Consider the following 18,786-nt stretch of genomic DNA (forward strand, 5'->3'; position numbering starts at 1 on the left):
CCTCGCTGTACGCCTCGCCGACACCCCAAGAAAGCGAAAACGCCAAGTGTGTGCGCTATGTTAACGCCTATGGGGGTTGGCCCTGCCCTTGATCAAGGAAGGACGGGACTGCCCGGGGCTTGAGATGATGCCGGCCTTGCAGGCTGTGCTGGGCGATCCGTCGGCCCCGGCCCGCTGGCTGGCCGGCGAGGCGATCTTCCCCGAAACCGCCCGCCTGGACTGGTTCCCCCGGCCGCTTAAAAAGAAGCGGAAATAGCAATATACCTGGATTGAGGTCAGACCGGCACACGGGTATAATGCGGCGATGATTCGCAGTTTCGCCGACAAGGACACTGAAGCATTGTTCCTGGGCCGGTTTGCCCGTCGATTGCCGCACGACATTCAGCGGATCGCCCAGCGCAAATTGCGGCAGCTTCACGCAGCCACCGGACTCCAGGATTTGTCGGTGCCGCCTGGCAATCGTCTTGAAGCATTGCAGGGCGACAGATCCGGCCAGCACAGCGTCCGCATCAATGACCAGTGGCGGATTTGCTTCATGTGGTCGGACGGTGGCGCCGACCGTGTCGAGATTGTCGATTACCACTGAAAGGACGAGCATGCAGCGCGACCTGCCCCCCATCCATCCCGGTGAACACCTCCGGGAGGATTTCCTGGTGCCGCTCGGCATTACCGCCTATCGGCTGGCCAAGGATATCGGCGTCCCGGTCAGCCGTGTGCAGGATATCCTGGGCGAACGACGCGGCATCAGCGGCGACACCGCCTTGCGATTGGCCCGCTATTTCGGGACCAGTGCGGAATTCTGGCTGAACCTGCAACGCGATTGGGAACTGGAAAAGGCGACCATCGAGGCCGGCGACGCTATCGCGGCAACGGTTCGCCCGCGCACTGCAGCCTGAACGGCCATCGCTCGGCGAAGGCATCGACCTGCCACAGGCGATGGCTCATGGGGTGAACTCGGCGATGGTGTGCATGTGGTTCAAGGGGCCGTGGCCGCTGCCCAGCCCGGGTGCGGTCTCGATGGCGCGCAGCACATAGGCGCGCGCCCGATCGACCGCCGCCTCCAGCCCCAGCCCTTGCGCGATGGAGCAGGCGATGGCCGAGGCCAACGTGCAGCCGGTGCCATGGGTCGAGCTTGTGTGAATACGTTTGGACGCCCAGCGCCGGGTGCCGCCGCTCCAGGCCAGCAGATCGACCAGATCGTCGCCGTCCAGATGGCCGCCCTTCAGCAGCACCGCCTGCGGCCCCAGGGCCAGCAAGTCGCGGGCGGCGGCTTCCATGTCGCCTGCACCAAGGATGCGCCGGCCCAGCAGCACCTCGGCCTCGGGGATGTTGGGGGTGATCAGGGTGGCGCCGGCCACCAATCGGTTGATCAGCGCCTGGGTGGCATCGTCGGCCAGCAGCGAGGCGCCGCCCTTGGCCACCATCACCGGATCGACCACCCGGGGAATGCCGGCCCCGAACCGCTCCAGCCCGTCGGCCACCGCCTCGATGATGGCGACCGAGGCCAGCATGCCGGTCTTGATGCAATCGGCGCCGATATCGCCCAGCACCTTGTCGATCTGCAAAGTCACGAAGTCGGGCGGCACAGCATGGATGCCAAACACCCCTTGAGTGTTCTGCGCCGTCAGGGCGGTGATGGCGGTGGCGGCATAACCGCCCAGGGCCGACACCGCCTTGATGTCGGCCTGGATGCCGGCGCCACCGCCCGAATCCGAGCCGGCGGCGATCAGCACCCGCCCCTTCATGACGCCGCCTTCGAGATCACCCCGACGATGTCGTCGACCACCTGGGTGACCAGCGTCTGGTCCTCGCCCTCGGCCATCACCCGGATCAGCGGCTCGGTCCCGGATTTCCGGATCAGCACCCGGCCGGTGCCGTCAAGCCGCCCCTCGCCACCCTTGATCGCCGCCTTGACCGCGTCGGATTCCAGGATCGCCGCCGGCGAGCCCGACACCCGGACATTCTTCAACACCTGCGGGAACGGATCGAACAGATGCAAAATCTCGGACGCCTTCTTGCCGGACCCCACCAAAGCCGCCAGCACCTGCAGCGCCGCCACCAAGCCGTCGCCGGTGGTGGAATGGTCGGACAGGATGATGTGGCCCGATTGCTCGCCGCCGACATTGAAGCCGTCGCGCCGCATCCGTTCCAGCACATAGCGGTCGCCGACGGCGGTGCGGAACAGGGTCAGGCCCTGGCGCTCCAGATACTTTTCCAGGCCCATGTTGCTCATGACCGTGGCCACGATGCCGCCGCCCTTCAACAGGCCGCCCTGCCCCCACGAGGCGCCGATCAGGCCCATCACCTGGTCGCCGTCGATTACCGTGCCCTTCTCGTCGCACAGGACCAGACGGTCGGCGTCGCCATCCAGCGCGATGCCCAGATGGGCGCCGTGCGCCACCACCTGGGTCTGCAGCGTCTGCGTATGCAGCGAGCCACAATCCTGGTTGATGTTGACGCCGTCGGGATGAATCGCAAGCGGAATGACCTCGGCACCCAGTTCCCACAGCACGGTGGGGGCGACCTTATAGGCGGCGCCGTTGGCGCAATCGATGACGATCTTCAGGCCGTCCAGGCGCAGGCCGCGCGGAAAAGTGGCCTTCGCGTACTCGATATAACGACCGGCGGCGTCGTCCAGGCGCCGGGCCCGGCCCAGATGGTCCGAACCGACCCGATATTCGGCCAGCCCGTTTTCCATGCTTTCCTCGATGGTCAGCTCGTCTTCGTCGGACAGCTTGAAACCGTCGGGGCCGAACAGCTTGATGCCGTTATCCTGATAGGGATTGTGCGAGGCCGAGATCATCACGCCCAGATCGGCGCGCAGCGAGCGGGTCAGCATCGCCACCGCCGGCGTCGGCAGCGGCCCCAGCAGCACCACGTCCATGCCGACGGCGATGAAGCCAGCGGTCAGCGCCGGTTCCAGCAGATAGCCCGACAGGCGGGTGTCCTTGCCGATCACCGCCACATGGCGATGTTCGCCACGGGTGAAATGGCGCCCGGCGGCCATGCCCAGCTTCAGCGCCGTCTCGGCGGTCATCGGGTCGACATTGGCGGTTCCGCGGATTCCATCGGTTCCGAACAGCTTGCGGCTCATGCGGCGTTACGTCCTTGTTACGGGTCAGGCCCATGGGAATAGCGCCAAACCCCCTGCCAAGGGAAGGGGTTGCATGGTGGGGCGCGTAGAACCACCTGCCGAACAAGGGTCAAAGGGAGGCCACCATGGGTAAAAATCGCAACTACCTGGATGCCGTCAGCGGTCTGATGATCGCCGCTTTGTTCGCCCTGGCCGGGCTGGTGGTGATCGCCTGGGCGGTCAAACCCGACCTGCCCCTGACCTGAGCCCCAAAGCGGTCATTTCTTCGATCCGGGCGGAATTAGAAACGACTTCTTTTCGAGAACGTCACGAATATGGGTGGAAAAGCCCTTCGGGTTGAACGGCTTGACCAGGAAGCCGTTGACGCCCAGTTCCTTGGCCCTCTTGGCCACCTCGCCTTGCTGGGTCGAGGTGAACATCACCACCGGAATCGACGATACCTGCGGGTCCATCGAGCCGCGAATGCCGCCCAGCAGGGCCAAGCCATCGACCGGCTTCATCTCGACATCGGAAATGACGATGTGGGGGTGGCGTTCGCAGACCAGCCGCAGGGCCTGGCTGCCTTCCTCGGCGATCAGAACCTCGGCCGCGCCCATCGCCGTCAGCAATCGCGTCACCAGATCGCGGGTGGTCTCTTCGTCCTCGACCACCAGGACGATGGTGTCGTTTCCCGCGAACTTCTCAAGCATTCCCCGTTCCCCGCCGAGCCGACGCACGAGAATACCAAGGAGGGCCTCGACAAGCAAAGCCTCGGCGGGCACCATCGGCGCCGGCAAGGGGGATGAATGATGTTGGAACTTCTACGCACGCACGATCACTACGTGCTGGCGGCCGTCGCGCTGTTCGGCACGCTGGCTGCGGCCGCGGCCTTTTTGTGGTTGGCCCACCGATCCCGGCTGGCGCCGTGGATCGCCAGCTTCCGTGGCCTGTCGCCGCCCTTCGTCAACGTCGTCGGCGTTCTGTTCGCCCTGACCCTGGCCTTTCTGGCCAACGACACCTGGAACGCCCACGACCGGGCGGTGACGGCGGTCTATCACGAGGCCGGCGCGCTGCGGACCATCCGCGCCCTGGCGGTCGAGCTGCCCGAAGCGAGCCGGGGCGGATTGGATCGGGCCATCGACCGCTATGTCGCCATCGTCGTCGCCGAGGAATGGCCCCTGCTGGCCAAGCGCCGCGCGTCGGCCGCCGCAATCGATGCCCTGGCCGTCTTGCAGGCCGAATTGTCGCGACCGGTCATCGCCCAGGCCCTGGCGCCGGCCGCCCACGCACAGATGCTGCAACAGGCGATGGAGGCCCGCGATGCCCGCGAAACCCGCATCGCGCTGTCGCAGACCCACGTCAATCCGCTGAAATGGCTGGGCATGGCCTTCCTGGGGCTGTTGACCCTGATTTCCATCGCCATGGTCTATGTCGATCAGCCCAAGGCCGAATTGCTGGCCATCGCCCTGTTTGCCGCCGCCGCCGCCCCCACCGCCGCCATCGTGTTGATCCAGGGCAACCCGTTCCAGCCGCCGGGCGCCGCCTCGCCGGCGCCGTTGCAGGCCCTTCTGAAATAAGCCCAAGCCCGCGTGGCGCTTGAACAGCCCCGGCACGGGGCGCGACAGCAAGGCCTAGTCGAAATCGGCCGCCAGCGACGCCTGCATGGTCGCGTCGATCATCGCCATATGGCCGTAATGGGGATGGTCGACAACGAACACCGGCCGGCTGGCGCGATCGCGGAAGGCGGCCACCTGGGCCGGGGTGAAGGGGAAATGGATGAAATGGACGCTCGACGCCTTGCCGGTCTCGTCGGTCCGTTCCAGGTCAGCCTCGGGGATGCCGGCCACCCGTTCGCCGGCCACGGCGATGCTCATCGAATGTTCGATGCCGCCTAGATCGGCCAGCACGGCCCGGCGCAGACGCTCGTCGTCGATTTCGATCAACGCCGTCGCCACCAGTTCGGCCCCTTGCGGGATCAGACTGTTATAGGCCTCGAGCTCACCGGGAATCTGGGCGTCGCCGCCCTTCTCGACCCGCAGCATCTCGTGCACCTGCATCCACATGCTGTCATAGGATTCGAACAGCACCGTCATGTAGGGCCCGACCGCCAGCCGGCGATGACGCTTGGCCTCGATCAGGGCGCGGCGGCGGTCGGCCCGCACCGCTTCATAGGCGGGGATCGGCAGGATGTCGGCGGGGGTAAGGACGCGAGGCGTCATGGCACTTTCTCCAATCCATAGGCACGGGCGATAATTTCGATCGGGTGGCGGGCTTCGGTAGAGCCGCCCCCCATGTCGGCCATGCCCTGGACCAGATGGGCGCCGGCCAGCGGGCATTCGGAACAGGTGGTGGCGCAGCCGGAATCCTTCAACTGGCGCATCGCCGGCCGGCCGACCTTCATGGCCAGCGGGAAATGCTCAACCGCCACGCCCCAGGCGCCGCTATGGCCGGAACACCGTTCGATGGCGGTGACAGCGGTGTCGGGGATCAGGCGCAGCATCTCGGCCCCCTTGGCGCCGATATTCTGGGCGCGGGCATGGCAGGCCACATGCAGGGCGACACCGCCGGCAACCGGCATCAGGCCAGACGCCAAACCATGTTCGCGGGCCAGCATCACCACATATTCCGAGACGTCGTAGACCGAGCGGGCCAGGCGGGCGACATCGGCGTCGTCAGGTTCGATCAGCGGCCATTCGAACTTCATCATCAGGGCGCAGGACGGCAGTTCGGCGTCGCGGTGGATGTTCGCCAAGCGCTCCATCAATGGCCGGGTCAGGCCGTTGCCGCGCCGGGTCGCCCAATTGGCGATGGGGGCGACCAGGGTGCCCAGGCGGCCGTTGCGATCGGTCTCGGTCAATTGGCGGGCCACCATTGACACCTGGCCGGCCTGCAGACGGGTGGCGCGATAACGCACCATCAGGTGCGGCACGTCCAGATTGAAGGCGTGCGGCGGCAGCCATGACAATTCTCGAACTGCCGGCGCATTTCCGCATCCAGCGCCGCCGGATCGGTGAAGTCCGGATCCGTCCAGGCATAGGGGTGGCGCACGGGCGCCTCGAGACTGCCTTCCCGCATGATTGCCTCCATCGGGCAAACGACCCGCAGCCGAAGCTCCTGGCCAGATCAGGGAAAATCTAGGAGCCCAGATTGTCCAACGCCTTCTGGAAGCGCCCGGCATGGGACTTTTCGGCCCTGGCCAGGGTTTCGAACCAATCGGCGATCTCGTCGAAGCCTTATTCGCGGGCGGTTCGCGCCATGCCGGATACATATCGGTGTATTCGTGGGTCTCGCCGGCCACCGAGGCCTTGAGATTGGCGGCGGTCGAGCCGATGGGATGGCCGGTGGCCGGATCGCCCACCGGTTCGATGAATTCGAGATGGCCGAAAGCGTGGCCGGTCTCGCCCTCGGCGGTCGAGCGGAACAGGGCCGAGACGTCGTTATGTCCCTCGACGTCGGCCTTTTGGGCAAAATACAGATAACGACGGTTGGCCTGGGACTCGCCGGCAAAGGCTGCCCGCAGGTTGTCGATGGTCTTGGATGCGGATAGTGACGGCATGGCAATCCTCCTGTTCAAGGAGAGATCGTTGGCGGCGGGGAGGCCCCCTTCCCTCAAGGTCCGTCGCGAGACCTCGCCAGCATTTTGCTATCGGTTCAAGGCGCCACGACGAGGCGCAAAAACCAATTACTTTCGAATAATTCTAATTTAACTAAGCCGCACCGCGCATCACCCGCCAGATCGCCACCGCCTGCGCCGTCTCGGCGACATCGTGGACGCGGATCACCTGCACGCCGGCATCCAGACCGGCCAGATGGGCCGCCAGCGAGCCGGCCAGCCGTTGCTTGGGCGGCTCGCCCCGGCTAAGGCGCCCGATGAAGCTTTTGCGCGACGCCCCCAGCAGCACCGGCACCCCCAGCCCGTGATACAGTGCCAAAGCCGCGAAGATCTGCGCATTGTGGTCGTCGTTCTTGCCGAAGCCGATGCCGGGATCAATGGCGATGCGCGCCCGCTCGATGCCGGCCGCCTCGCAGGCCGCAACCCGGGCGGCCAGATAATCGTAAACATCCAACGGCGCGCAATCATAGACCGGCTCGGCCTGCATGGTCTGCGGTTGGCCCTGCATGTGCATCAGGCACAAAGCCGCCCCCGACGAAGCCGCCACCGCCAGGGCGCCTTCGCCTTCCAGGGCGGTGACGTCATTGATGATGCGCGCACCCGCCTGGGTGGCGACCTTCATCACGGCGGCGTGGCGGGTGTCGATCGACACCACCACCCCTTGGGCGGCCAGGGCTTCGACCACCGGAGCGACCCGGTCGATTTCCTGCTGTTCCGACACCGGCAGGGCGCCGGGACGGGTCGATTCGCCGCCAACATCGATGATCGACGCCCCCATTTCAACCATCGCCAGGGCGCTGTCGATGGCCACCTGGGGGGCCAGCCGGTCGCCGCCATCGGAAAAGCTGTCGGGCGTGGTGTTGACGATGCCCATGATCGCCGGGCCATCCATCGCCACCGTTCCCCAGGCCGGGCGCTTGGCGCCGACCCGATGGATCAACCGGCCGACATGGCGGGCCAGATCCTCGCTTTCCGCTTCCGACCAGGCCAGGATGTCGGCGAACGGAGCCAGGGCCGCCCATACCTGGCCGCCCTCGCGCCACAGGATGGCGGCGGCGGTGAAGGCCAGGGCGGTGTCGCCGATCGGCCAGCCATTGCCGGAAACCACGGCCGCCGCAGCCTGTTCGCCCCACACCAGCCCGGCCGGCAGCAGGTAAAGATCGGCGGGCGAAAAAGCGAAGCCCCGCGGCAAGGCGGGGCTTCGGCGCCAGGCGGAAGAGGACACGGTCACGGGCCGGGCTGCGGCTCGGGATCGAAGCCGCCGGTGGTCGGGATGCCGGTGCTGGGCACCGACGAACGCCGGCCGTTTTCCTTGGGCTTCTCGGAACCGTCGCGGGTGATGGATTCGCCGCGGATCAGGGCTTCGACCTCGTCCTTGTTCAGGGTCTCGTATTCCAACAGGCCGCGCGCCACCGCTTCCAGGGCGTCGCGATTGCTGGTCAGGATTTCCCGGGCCTTCTTCTCGCCCGCCTCGACGAAGCGGCGGACCTCGGCGTCGATGGCCGAAGCGGTGGCGTCGGACATGGTCTTGTGCTGGGTCACCGAATGGCCCAGGAAGACCTCTTCCTGGTTGTCGTTATAGCGCAGCGGCCCCAGCAGGTCCGAGAAGCCAAACTCGGTGACCATCTTCTTGGCCATGTTGGTGGCCTGCATGATGTCGTTCGAGGCCCCAGAATTCAGGTGGTCCTCGCCATAGATCAGCTGCTCGGCGACGCGGCCGCCGAAGCACACCGCCATGCGGGCCTCCAGAAACTTCTTCGACACCGACAGCCGGTCGCGTTCCGGCAGCGACATGGTCACGCCCAGGGCGCGGCCGCGCGGGATGATGGTGACCTTGTGCAGCGGGTCCGAATGGGGCATGTGCAGGTTGACGACGGCGTGGCCGGCCTCGTGATAGGCGGTGGCCTCTTTTTCGGATTCGGTCATCACCATCGAGCGACGCTCGGCCCCCATCATCACCTTGTCCTTGGCCGACTCGAACTCGGCCATGGTGACGACGCGCTTGCCGATGCGGGCTGCCAGCAGCGCCGCCTCGTTGACCAGGTTGGCCAGATCGGCGCCCGAAAAGCCCGGCGTGCCGCGCGCGATGATGCGGGCATCGACGTCGGGACCCAGCGGCACCTTGCGCATATGCACCTTGACGATCTTCTCGCGCCCGGCGATGTCGGGATTGGGCACCACCACCTGACGATCGAAACGGCCCGGGCGCAGCAGCGCCGGGTCCAGCACGTCCGGACGGTTGGTCGCGGCGATCAAGATGACGCCTTCGTTGGATTCGAAGCCGTCCATCTCGACCAGCAGCTGGTTCAGGGTCTGCTCGCGCTCGTCGTTGCCGCCGCCCAGACCGGCGCCACGATGGCGGCCGACGGCGTCGATCTCGTCGATGAAGATGATGCAGGGCGCGTTCTTCTTGCCCTGTTCGAACATGTCGCGCACGCGGCTTGCGCCGACGCCGACGAACATCTCGACAAAGTCCGAACCGGAAATGGTGAAGAACGGCACGTTGGCCTCGCCGGCGATGGCGCGGGCCAAAAGCGTCTTGCCGGTGCCGGGCGGGCCGACCAGCAGGCAGCCCTTGGGGATCTTGCCGCCCAGGCGCTGGAACTTCTGCGGGTCCTTCAGGAATTCGACGATCTCTTCCAGCTCGACCTTGGCTTCATCGATGCCGGCGACATCCTCGAAGGTGACGCGGCCGGTCTTCTCGGTCAGCAACCTGGCCCGGCTCTTGCCGAAGCCCATGGCCTTGCCGCCGCCGCCCTGCATCTGGCGCATGAAGAACACCCACACGCCGATCAGCAGCAGCATGGGGAACCACGAGACCAGGATGCTCCACAAGGTCGGCTGATCCTCGACCGGCGGCTGGGCCGAGATGCGGATGCCCGATTCGCGCAGGCGCGGCACGATGTTGGCTTCCGGCGGCAGATAGGTGGCAAACGAGCGGTTGTCGGTGTAGTGGCCGGTGACCTGGTAGCCCTGGATGGTGACGTCGGCGACCTGGCCGCGATCGACCTCGGCCATGAATTCCGAGAAGGCGATCTGGCCCGGCCCGCGCTGCGGGCTGGAGGTCTGGAACAGGTTGAACAGCATCACCAACAACAAGGCGATGACGATCCAAAGCGCCAGATTCTTGCTGAAATTCAAGGCTCGGTCCTTCCTGTTTCCTGCCCCGCCGGTTTTTGCGGGCCTGTATTAGATAATGCCGCCCCCGGCCGGAACAAGGCAATGGCGCATCGGCCCTTCCCACACGATCCATTCGGCGGAAATGACGCCTCCGCCCCGTTTATAGCCCAGGTGGGGCACGGCGAAAACACCATCTCGGTCGAACAAGGCCGGCAGGCTGGCCCGCGCCGGCGCGGGAACCGGGGCCACCTTGCCCAATGGGCGCCAACCCGACGCCCCCAGCCCGGCCAGACGCAGCCCGGCCGGCAGATCGTTCGGCACCTCGACCCGCAGGCGGCCATCCCACAGCAGGCGCTCGCCCGGCACCAAGGTCACCGGCGCGGCCTGGCGCGCCGCCTCGCGGGCGAATACAACCGAATCCGCGCCGATGGCCAAGGTGCAGCCGGCCAGGGTCGCCTTTCCGGCACGGCCCTGGGCCAGGCGCTGGAACAATCCCTCGGTGCGCTCGGCCCGTGGCGGATAATCGCCGCCGCCTGCCGCCTGCAGCAGGCGGACCAACAGACGCAGGCCGATTTCCTCGGGCGGGTCGATGAAGGCGGCCAGGTCAACCGTGGCGAAGCCGGCCGGATGCAGGCGCACAGAGGTCGCCGCACGCTGGGCCACCATCCAGTCCAAGGCGTCGCGGGCCCGGCGCATCCGGGCGGCGGTCTCGGCCAGGCGGGGGACGCTTAGCCCCTCGCCGGCCAACACCGGCAGCAGGCGGCGCATCCTGACCCGCGCGAAGGCCGGATCGGCGTTGGAGGAATCCTCGATCCAGTCCTGGCCCCGGCCCTTCAGAAATCCGCGCAAGCAATCGGCCGGCACATCCAGCAGCGGCCGCAGCAGGACCACACCGTCCCGGCTGACCATCGGCGCCATCGCCGCCAGCCCATCGACCCCCGAACCGCGCCCCAGGCGCAGCAACAAGGTCTCGGCCTGGTCGGCCTGGTGGTGGGCCAGCAGCAGATGAGTCACGCCCTGGGCGCGGCACCATTCGGTCAGCAAGCGATAACGGGCCGAACGCGCCATCGCCTGCACATCGGCAGTGGGGCGCACGCCTGCGCGGACCAAGATGACATGGGGAATATCGCGCGCCGCCAGCCAGCGCCCGACCTGGGCGGCCTCGGCGCCGGATTGGGGCCGAAGGGCGTGATCGACGGTCAAGGCGGTGACCCGCCCGCCCCGGGCGGCGGCCCAATCGGCGGCCAGCAGGGCCAGCGCCATGCTGTCGGCGCCGCCCGATACCGCCACCGCCAGATGGGGCGGATGTCCAGGCCCCAGGCGGTCCAGAACGCCGGCCAGCGCCGCCGCCGGGTCTACTTGCACTCGTACTTCTGCTTCTCGGCCTGGGCCGCCCGCTTGACGCGGTCAGCCATGCCGGGATGATCCTTGAACAGGATCGAGAAGGCGACGCAGGCTTCCTTCTTCTTGCCCTGCTGACCGAAGGCCGAACCCGCCTTGTAGATCATGTCCGGCGCCTTCGCGTGCTTGGGATAGGTCTTGTAGGCCTCGAGGAAGGTGCGCGCGGCGGTATCGAAATCCTTGCGGTTATAGGCGATGTCGCCCATCCAATAGCTGGCATTGCCGGCCAGTTGGTGGTTGGGATTCTTGGACAGGAAGTCCTGGAACCCCTTCTCGGCGACGGCGAAATCGCCGCGTTGGGCGGCGGCATAGGCATCGTCGTACTGACCCTGGGCGTCCTTGGGGGCGGCATTGCCCGCCTGGGGCGGGGTCAGCTTCTTCATGTCCTTTTCCGACATGGTGCCCAGCGTCTGCGGACCGGGGGCGCTGCCGGGGGTTTCGGCACCGCGCGACGCCCCGCCGGCCGCCGGCATCGACAGCTGGTTGGACGGGGTTCCGGCAGCCGGCTGCTGGGCGCCCTGCAAATCGCGAAAGCGAGCGTCGATGTCGGCCTGCAGCCGTTCCAGCGCCTTGTTGGCCTGCTGGGCCTTGAAGGTGGCTTCCTCGATCTTGCCGGTCAATTGGCGGACCATGTTTTCCAGTTCATCGACCCGCTCGTCCAGGCGCACCGCCAGGCCGGCCGGCATCGGCGCCGCGTCGGGCGAGCGAACCACCGTCTGGCCGCCGCCCAAGGCCGGCGAGGTGATCACCGTCGAACCGCCGCCGCGGGCCATCTGGCCCTGCATCATCTGCAAGTCGCGCTCGAGCCGCTCGATGCGGTCGTACAAAGCGCGGTTTTCGAACTGGGCCTGGGCGGGAGCGGCCAAGCCGGCCAGCAGGACGGCGATGGCGGGAACGATCAGCAGACGGCGCACGGGCGAACCTCGAAGCGATATGAACCTGAAACGGTTTAGACTGAGATCACGGCAAAAACAAGGCGCCCGCCACTTCCGCCGACCCTGGGGTCGGCGGAAGGGCGGGCGCCCGCATCACGATCGTGATTGTCTAGGGCTTACTTGCCCAGGACGGTCACGCCACGACGGTTCTGCGACCAGGCCGCTTCGTTCGAACCCAGAGCGACCGGGCGCTCCTTGCCGTACGAAATGGTCTTGACGCGGTCCTTGGCGATGCCGGCGCCGACCATGTAATCCTTCACGGCGTTGGCGCGACGCTCACCCAGGGCGAGGTTGTACTCACGGGTGCCGCGCTCGTCGGCATGACCTTCGATGGTCATCTTGTAGGTCGGGTACTTCTTCAGCCAAGCGACCTGCTTGTCCAGACCGGCCTTGGCGTCGGCGCGCAGAGCGAACTTGTCGTAGTCGAAGAAGACGCGATCGCCGACATTGGCGATGAAGTCCTGCTCCGAGCCCGGAACGATGCTGGGCTTGGCGGCGGCCGGAGCCGAAGCGGTGCTGGCCTGGGTGGCGCCCGACTCAGGGGCCGATTCGCAAGCGGCCAGCATGGCGGCGGCGGCGAAGATGCTCATAAAACGCAGTTTCATATTTGAGGACCCCCTCAATGGAACGCTGGAAGAAAAAAGGGAAAGCAATTCGGACCTATCTTAGAGACGCCGCAGCAACCCGTTCAAGGGCCGACACAGCCTTCCTCAGGCATCGAAACAGGACCCGATGCCTTCGGAACAAATCCTAATCGCCGCGGACTATACTGGTCTTCACCTAGGGAATCAAGGGGGACCAAGCAGGATCCGAACCGTCTTGTGGGGTCAAAACCTGCCTTTCGTTGAGTCCGGTCAGGTCAATGGTGTAGAGACGGGACGAAATTCCGCGTCCGCGCTCGTCGCTGGGGCCTTCCTTCCAGAAGGCCAGCACGCGGCCGTTGGGGGCCCAGGTCGGGCCTTCCACCAGAAATCCCTGGGCCAGCAGGCGCTCGCCCGAGCCGTCGGGATGCATGACGCCGATGAAAAATTCGCCGCCCTTCATCTTGGTGAAGGCGATCAGGTCTCCGCGCGGGGACCAGACCGGGGTTGCATAGCGGCCGTCGCCGAAGCTGATGCGGGCGACGTTACCGCCGTCGGCATCCATGGTGTATATCTGCTGGGCGCCGCCGCGGTCGGAATTGAACACGATACGGCTGCCGTCGGGCGAGAAGCTGGGCGAGGTGTCGATGGCCGGATGATTGGTCAGCCGCCGCTTCTGGCGGGTCATCAGGTTCATTTCATAAAGTTCGGTGTTGCCGTCCTGGGCCAGGCTCAGGACCACCTTGTTACCGTCGGGCGAGAAGCGCGGCGCGAAGGTCATGCCGGGGAAATCGCCCAACAGCTCGCGCCGGCCGGTATCGATCTGCAGGACATAGACGCGCGGAATGCCCTTGAAATAGGACATGTAGGTGATCTCGCGCGCGGTCGGCGAGAAGCGGGGCGTCAGCACCAGATCCTCGCCGGCAGTCAGGTAGCGATGGTTCTCGCCGTCCTGGTCCATGATGGCCAGGCGCTTCTTGCGGTCGGTCTTCGGCCCCGATTCCGAGATGTAGACGATCTGGGTATCGAAATAGCCGTCCTCGCCGGTGATGCGCTTATAGATGGAATCGGCGACCAGATGGGCAATGCGGCGCCAACCGGACGGCGAGGCGGTATAGGCCTGGCCGGCCATCTGGCCTTCCGAGAACACGTCCCACAGGCGGAACTCGACCCGCATGCGGCCGTCGGACCCGATCTCGACCTTGCCGCTGACCAGGGCTTCGGCGTTGATCTGCTTCCAGTCGGCAAAGCGCGGGCCGGCCTGCAGCGACGCGACGTTCTGGATGAAGGCGCGCTGGTCGATGGGCTTGAACAGGCCAGAACGTTCCAGGTCGGCGGCCACCACCCGGGCGATGTCCTTGCCCAGTTGGCTTTCCTGCGGTTGGCCGCCGAACATGTCGGGAATGGCGATCGGCAGCGGCCGCATATGGCCGCGGGTGATGTCGATACGCACTTCCGCGGCAGCGGGCTGGATGGCCACCAGGGCCAGGAAGGCGAAGGCCGCCAGCAGGGCGGCGCAGCGAAGTCGGCTCAGCATGGGCAAGGTCCATCCGGTCGAGAGGAACGAAAAAGAAGGATTGGTCATCATCACCGCCTCCCCATCGCCTTGGCGACGTCGAAGGTCAGAACAAGGTCACCGTTCTTCAAGGTGTCGTACTTGTCCTTAGGGATCGGCAACGGGCTGCAGGTGCGCACGGCGCGCCGGGCGCTGTCGGCGGCGGCCTGCCAGAAGCCGTCGGCGAAGATCGGCTTATCGACGATCTGGGCATCGGTGACCGAGCCGTCCGGCTGGATGAACACCCGGATCGCCACCACCAGCTTGTCGGCTTCCTTGGCCCCGGCCGGCGGTACCCAGCACTTCTCGACATGGGCGCGGATGCGATCCATCTCGGTCATCGACACCGGCTCCAGCGGGTTATGCTGGTCCGAGCCCTTGACGCCCTGCGGCTTGGGCTGGGTTCCGGTTTCCTGGGTCTTGGGCGTCGGCTTGGCGTTCTTGGTCGACTTCATCAGCTCATCCAAGGGATCGACCTTGGGCTTGGGCTTGTCCAAGGTCTTCAGCAGCGAATCCACATCGGTTTGCGGCTGCGGCTTGGGCGGCGGCTTGATGTCGGACAGCTTCTGCTCCGGCGGCTTGGGCTCGGGCTTGGGCTCGGGCTTGGGCTCCGGCTTGGGTTCCGGCTTGGGTTCCGGCTTGGGCAGCGGCGCCGGTTCGGGCTTGGGTTCCGGCTTGGGCGGCGGCGGCGGAGCCGGCGCCGGTGTCGGCTCGGGCTTGGGCGGTTCGGGCTTGGGCTGTTCCTTGGGCGGCTCGGGCTTGGCCGGTTCGGGCTGCGGCTCCTCGGCCTGCTTGGGCGGCGGATTGGTCTTCAACCCGATCGGCACCAGATCGACGACCATCGGCGTTTCCTGCGGCGGCGGGTCGCGGAAGAAATGCGGCAGGCCGAACACGGCCAGCAGCGCCACCGTGACATGCAGCACGCCGGAATAGATCAGGCTGTCGCGACGCAGGACTGCCGACAAGGTCTACTTGCCTCCCTTCTTGCCAGCCTTGGCCGGCTCGGCCTGCTTCATCTCGGTGACCAGGGCGACCTTGGTGAAGCCGGCACCGCCCAGGGTTCCCATCACTTCCATGACCCGGCCGTAATTGATGCCCTTGTCGCCGCGGATGAAGATGCGGGTGTCCGGCTTGGCGGCGGTGATCGCCTGCAGCTTCGGCACCAGTTCTTCCATGGTCACCTTGGTTTCCTGGATCCACACGTCGCCGTTGGCATCGACGGTCACCGACAAGGGCTGGTCGTCGCCCTTGATGGGGGCGGCCTCGGATTTCGGCAGGTCGACCTGGACGCCGGCGGTCAGAAGCGGCGCGGTCACCATGAAGATGACCAGCAGCACCAGCATCACGTCGACCATCGGCGTGACGTTGATGTCGGCCATCGGGCGATGGCGCTGGCGTCCGCCCTTCCTGCCTCCGATGGCGGCGCCCATCAGGCCTTCTCCTCGAGCTGACGCGACAAGATGGCGCCGAATTCACCCGAGAAATTCTCGAGCCGCTTGGAATAGCGGTCGAGATCGTTCGAGATCTTGTTGTAGGCGATCACCGCCGGAATGGCCGCGACCAGGCCCAGCGCGGTGGCGAACAGCGCCTCGGCGATGCCGGGAGCCACCACCGCCAGGCTGGTATTCTTGGTGGCCGCGATGGACTGGAACGAGTTCATGATGCCCCACACCGTGCCGAACAGGCCGATGAACGGCGCCGTCGAGCCGACCGAGGCCAGCACGCCCAGATTCCTTTCCAGGGTATCCATCTCGCGGCCCAGGGTGACATGCATCACCCGGTCGATGCGCTGCGGCAGGCTGACGCGGCTGGATTCACGATCGGCCAGGCCCTTGGCCGCCGAACGGCGCCATTCGCGCATGGCCGAGACGAAGATGGCGCTCATCGGGTCGACCGGGCGCGAGCCGATGCGGTCGTAAAGCTCTTCCAGCGAGCCGCCCGACCAGAAGCTTTCCTCGAACTGCTCGGCGCGCTGCCACAGGGCGCGCATCCGCATCAGCTTGTCGAAGATAATCGCCCAGCACCAGAACGAGGCGATCAGCAACGCCACCATCACCGTCTTGACGATGAAATCCGCCCGCAGAAACAGCGCCCACATCGAGAGATCATGCTCTGCGATCGAGCCCGCCAGCTGCACCGACTGAACAGGATCCATAATGATTACCTTTCGCTTACCAAAGCCCGCAGGGTGGCCCGCATGTCCGCCGGAATGCGCGCCGCGCGCCCTTCCAGGCTGATGAAGGCCAGTTGGATGTGCAGACGCACCAAATCGGCGCCGTCGTCAAGTCGTCTGATGGTCTGGACCATCGAAAGCGAGGCGCCGCCGGCCAGGGTGACCTTCGATTCCACTTCCAATCGGTCCATCAGTTTGGCCGGTTTCAGGAAGTCCATCTCGGCCCGGCGCACCGCGAAGGCGAAGCCCTTGCCGTTATCGGCCAGGGCGCGCTGGTCGATGCCTAAGGCTTCGACCATCTCGGTCCGCGCCCGCTCGGCGAAGTTCAGATAGTTGGAATGATAGACGATGCCGCCGGCATCGGTATCCTCCCAATAGACTTTCAGCGGATGGCGGAAGATCATTCCTCGTCCTCCATCCGGGCCAAAAGGTCCAATTGCACCAAGACCTCTTTCGGCGGGTTGAGGCCGATATGCTTGAAGCCCGAGGGCGACAGCATGCGGCCCCGGGGGGTGCGCTGGATCAGGCCTTGCTGCAGCAGATAGGGCTCGACCACCTCTTCCAGGGTGTCGCGGCTTTCCGACAGGGCAGCGGCCAGGGTATCGACGCCGACCGGGCCGCCGCCATAATGCTCGGCGATGCAGGCGAGATAGCGCCGGTCCATGGCGTCCAGGCCGATGCGATCGACCTCCAGCCGGGTCAGGGCGGCGTCGGCGATGGCGGCGTCCACCGGCGACTTGCCGGCGACGGCGGCGAAATCGCGCACCCGGCGCAGCAGCCGGCCGGCGACGCGGGGCGTGCCGCGCGAGCGCCTGGCCACCTCGCCCGCCCCGTCGGTGGTCAGGTCGAAGCCCAGCACGCGGGCGCCGCGCGCGACGATCAGCTCCAGTTCCTCGGGGGTATAGAAATTCATCCGACACGGAATGCCGAAGCGTTCGCGCAACGGCGTGGTCAACAGACCCGAGCGCGTGGTCGCGCCGACCAGGGTGAAGGGCGCGAGGTCGATGCGGACCGAACGGGCGGCGGGTCCCTCGCCGATGATCAGGTCGAGCTGAAAATCCTCCATGGCCGGATAGAGCACTTCCTCTATGGCAGGATTAAGGCGGTGGATTTCGTCGATGAACAAAACGTCGCGGGGTTCCAGATTGGTCAACAGCGCCGCCAGGTCGCCGGCCCGCTGGATCACCGGACCCGAGGTGGCGCGAAAGCCCACCCCCAGCTCGCGCGAGACGATCTGCGCCAGGGTGGTCTTGCCCAGGCCGGGCGGGCCGTAGAACAAGGTGTGGTCCAGCGCCTCGCCGCGCGCACGCGCCGCCTCGATGAAGATCTTCAGATTTTCGCGCACCTGCTTCTGGCCGATGAAATCGTCCAGCACCTGCGGGCGCAGATGGGTCTCGATATCGCCGGGCCGGCTTTCGGGCGAGACCTCGCGGCTCATCGGGTCAAGTCCTTGGCCAGGCGCTTCAGGGACAGCCGGATCAGCGTGCCGGCATCAGCCCCCTCGCCCTGCTCGCGCATGGTCTGGCCGACCGCCTCGAAGGCTTCCAGGCGGCGATAGCCCAGATTGACCAGGGCGGAAATGACGTCTTCCATCACCCCGCCGCCATCGGCCGGCATCGGCGCGGCGCCGGCCACCGCCGCCGGGACGAAGGCGCCCATGGCCATCTTGCCGGCCTTGTCCTTCAATTCGGTCAGGATGCGCACCGCCAGCTTCGGCCCGACGCCGGACGCCCGGGTCAGGCTGGTCTTATCCTGCGCGGCGATGGTCTGCAGCAATTGTTCCGGGCTTGCCACCGACAAGATCGCCAGCGCCACCTTGGCGCCGACCCCTTGCACCGTGATCAGCAGGTTGAACCAATCCTTCTCGCCCACGTCGGAAAAGCCGTAGAGGTGGATATGGTCCTCGCGGACATGGGTCTCGATCTGCAGGGCGGCCGCCTGCCCCGCCGTCAGCTTGGACAGCGTCTTGGCCGAACAGAACACCAGATAGCCGACGCCGCCGACATCGACGATGGCGTAATCGTCGCCGACCGCATCGATCAGCCCCTTAAGCTTGGCGATCATGATGTGCCCCCATTGCAGCCCCACGGCTCCACCAGCCGTCAGGCCCGGACTTGATCCACGGCTGTCCGGTTAGAACTCTCACTCCATCGATGAACACATTGCATCGTGCGGATTTGCGGGAAGATCGGCGTTTCCGGGACAACTGAAACCGTCTCCCCCGCTCAGCCGTCATTCCCGCGCAGGCGGGAATCCATGCATGATGCTGGAATGCCGTTTCTTCAATGGGATACAGCCGAGCGGCCGGCGCCATGGCTCCCCGCCTGCGCGGGGA

Annotated in this window: 21 protein-coding genes; 4 read left to right on the forward strand and 17 right to left on the reverse strand. The window is 66.2% G+C overall.

Features of this window, described 5'->3' with window-relative positions:
• The first annotated feature begins 124 nt into the window (after positions 1 to 124).
• From A6A05_RS22030 to A6A05_RS01770, 3 genes are read left to right on the forward strand one after another with little or no spacing between them, the layout of a single operon-like run.
• Positions 125 to 256 (forward strand): hypothetical protein, encoded by a 132-nt coding sequence (locus tag A6A05_RS22030; protein ID WP_281193225.1) that lies wholly within the window; start codon positions 125 to 127, stop codon positions 254 to 256.
• A 48-nt stretch (positions 257 to 304) separates the two neighbouring features.
• The gene (locus A6A05_RS01765; RefSeq protein WP_068496876.1) at positions 305 to 586 is read left to right on the forward strand and encodes a type II toxin-antitoxin system RelE/ParE family toxin; all 282 of its coding nucleotides are present in this window, start codon (positions 305 to 307) and stop codon (positions 584 to 586) included.
• A 10-nt stretch (positions 587 to 596) separates the two neighbouring features.
• Positions 597 to 896: a HigA family addiction module antitoxin gene (locus tag A6A05_RS01770; protein ID WP_068496877.1), complete on the forward strand. Its 300-nt coding sequence runs from the start codon at positions 597 to 599 to the stop codon at positions 894 to 896.
• Positions 897 to 941: 45 nt separating this feature from the next.
• Here the strand turns inward: A6A05_RS01770 and thiD are convergent, their stop codons facing one another.
• From thiD to A6A05_RS01785, 3 genes are all read right to left on the reverse strand, one after another.
• Positions 942 to 1,745, reverse strand: a complete 804-nt coding sequence (gene thiD, locus A6A05_RS01775; RefSeq protein WP_068496879.1) for a bifunctional hydroxymethylpyrimidine kinase/phosphomethylpyrimidine kinase — start codon at positions 1,743 to 1,745, stop codon at positions 942 to 944.
• Positions 1,742 to 3,094 carry a phosphoglucosamine mutase gene (gene glmM / locus A6A05_RS01780; RefSeq protein WP_068496881.1) on the reverse strand — a complete coding sequence of 451 codons (1,353 nt, stop codon included), beginning with the start codon at positions 3,092 to 3,094 and terminating at the stop codon, positions 1,742 to 1,744. The genes thiD and glmM overlap by 4 nt, the downstream gene beginning before the upstream one ends.
• A gap of 257 nt (positions 3,095 to 3,351) precedes the next feature.
• Positions 3,352 to 3,783, reverse strand: a complete 432-nt coding sequence (locus tag A6A05_RS01785; RefSeq protein ID WP_068496883.1) for a response regulator — start codon at positions 3,781 to 3,783, stop codon at positions 3,352 to 3,354.
• Positions 3,784 to 3,879: 96 nt separating this feature from the next.
• Between A6A05_RS01785 and A6A05_RS01790 the strand changes: the two genes are divergently transcribed.
• The gene (locus A6A05_RS01790) at positions 3,880 to 4,650 is read left to right on the forward strand and encodes a bestrophin-like domain (RefSeq protein WP_068496885.1); all 771 of its coding nucleotides are present in this window, start codon (positions 3,880 to 3,882) and stop codon (positions 4,648 to 4,650) included.
• 54 nt (positions 4,651 to 4,704) lie between these two features.
• Here the strand turns inward: A6A05_RS01790 and A6A05_RS01795 are convergent, their stop codons facing one another.
• From A6A05_RS01795 to ruvA, 14 genes are all read right to left on the reverse strand, one after another.
• The gene (locus A6A05_RS01795; protein WP_068496887.1) at positions 4,705 to 5,292 is read right to left on the reverse strand and encodes a DUF3501 family protein; all 588 of its coding nucleotides are present in this window, start codon (positions 5,290 to 5,292) and stop codon (positions 4,705 to 4,707) included.
• On the reverse strand, positions 5,289 to 6,629 hold the full coding sequence (locus A6A05_RS22230) for a ferritin family protein (RefSeq protein ID WP_425411931.1): 1,341 nt from the start codon (positions 6,627 to 6,629) through the stop codon (positions 5,289 to 5,291). The genes A6A05_RS01795 and A6A05_RS22230 overlap by 4 nt, the downstream gene beginning before the upstream one ends.
• 151 nt (positions 6,630 to 6,780) lie before the next feature.
• Complete coding sequence (folP, locus tag A6A05_RS01810; RefSeq protein WP_245644130.1) at positions 6,781 to 7,878, reverse strand: dihydropteroate synthase; 1,098 nt, start codon at positions 7,876 to 7,878, stop codon at positions 6,781 to 6,783.
• 35 nt (positions 7,879 to 7,913) lie between these two features.
• A complete protein-coding gene (ftsH, locus tag A6A05_RS01815) occupies positions 7,914 to 9,827 on the reverse strand; it encodes an ATP-dependent zinc metalloprotease FtsH (protein ID WP_068496897.1) in 1,914 nt (637 codons plus the stop codon).
• Between the two features lie 48 nt (positions 9,828 to 9,875).
• Complete coding sequence (gene tilS, locus A6A05_RS01820; protein ID WP_068496899.1) at positions 9,876 to 11,171, reverse strand: tRNA lysidine(34) synthetase TilS; 1,296 nt, start codon at positions 11,169 to 11,171, stop codon at positions 9,876 to 9,878.
• The gene (gene ybgF / locus A6A05_RS01825) at positions 11,162 to 12,121 is read right to left on the reverse strand and encodes a tol-pal system protein YbgF (protein ID WP_082910612.1); all 960 of its coding nucleotides are present in this window, start codon (positions 12,119 to 12,121) and stop codon (positions 11,162 to 11,164) included. Before ybgF ends, tilS begins: the two co-directional genes overlap by 10 nt.
• 137 nt (positions 12,122 to 12,258) lie before the next feature.
• Positions 12,259 to 12,747 carry a peptidoglycan-associated lipoprotein Pal gene (gene pal / locus A6A05_RS01830; RefSeq protein WP_068496902.1) on the reverse strand — a complete coding sequence of 163 codons (489 nt, stop codon included), beginning with the start codon at positions 12,745 to 12,747 and terminating at the stop codon, positions 12,259 to 12,261.
• 175 nt (positions 12,748 to 12,922) lie between these two features.
• Positions 12,923 to 14,266 (reverse strand): Tol-Pal system beta propeller repeat protein TolB, encoded by a 1,344-nt coding sequence (gene tolB, locus A6A05_RS01835; protein WP_425411932.1) that lies wholly within the window; start codon positions 14,264 to 14,266, stop codon positions 12,923 to 12,925.
• A 44-nt stretch (positions 14,267 to 14,310) separates the two neighbouring features.
• Entirely contained in the window at positions 14,311 to 15,243 is a 933-nt protein-coding gene (locus A6A05_RS20530) for an energy transducer TonB (protein ID WP_156520844.1), read from the reverse strand.
• A gap of 3 nt (positions 15,244 to 15,246) precedes the next feature.
• Positions 15,247 to 15,708: a protein TolR gene (gene tolR / locus A6A05_RS01845; protein ID WP_068496904.1), complete on the reverse strand. Its 462-nt coding sequence runs from the start codon at positions 15,706 to 15,708 to the stop codon at positions 15,247 to 15,249.
• Positions 15,708 to 16,433, reverse strand: a complete 726-nt coding sequence (gene tolQ, locus A6A05_RS01850) for a protein TolQ (protein WP_068496906.1) — start codon at positions 16,431 to 16,433, stop codon at positions 15,708 to 15,710. Before tolQ ends, tolR begins: the two co-directional genes overlap by 1 nt.
• Positions 16,434 to 16,438: 5 nt before the next feature.
• Positions 16,439 to 16,855, reverse strand: coding sequence for a YbgC/FadM family acyl-CoA thioesterase (locus tag A6A05_RS01855; RefSeq protein ID WP_068496908.1), 417 nt, complete (start codon positions 16,853 to 16,855; stop codon positions 16,439 to 16,441).
• Positions 16,852 to 17,889: a Holliday junction branch migration DNA helicase RuvB gene (gene ruvB, locus A6A05_RS01860; RefSeq protein WP_068496910.1), complete on the reverse strand. Its 1,038-nt coding sequence runs from the start codon at positions 17,887 to 17,889 to the stop codon at positions 16,852 to 16,854. The genes A6A05_RS01855 and ruvB overlap by 4 nt, the downstream gene beginning before the upstream one ends.
• Positions 17,886 to 18,515, reverse strand: a complete 630-nt coding sequence (gene ruvA, locus A6A05_RS01865) for a Holliday junction branch migration protein RuvA (RefSeq protein ID WP_068496993.1) — start codon at positions 18,513 to 18,515, stop codon at positions 17,886 to 17,888. The genes ruvB and ruvA overlap by 4 nt, the downstream gene beginning before the upstream one ends.
• Positions 18,516 to 18,786: the final 271 nt, after the last annotated feature.

This window comes from Magnetospirillum moscoviense (assembly GCF_001650635.1).
GTDB lineage: Bacteria > Pseudomonadota > Alphaproteobacteria > Rhodospirillales > Magnetospirillaceae > Magnetospirillum > Magnetospirillum moscoviense.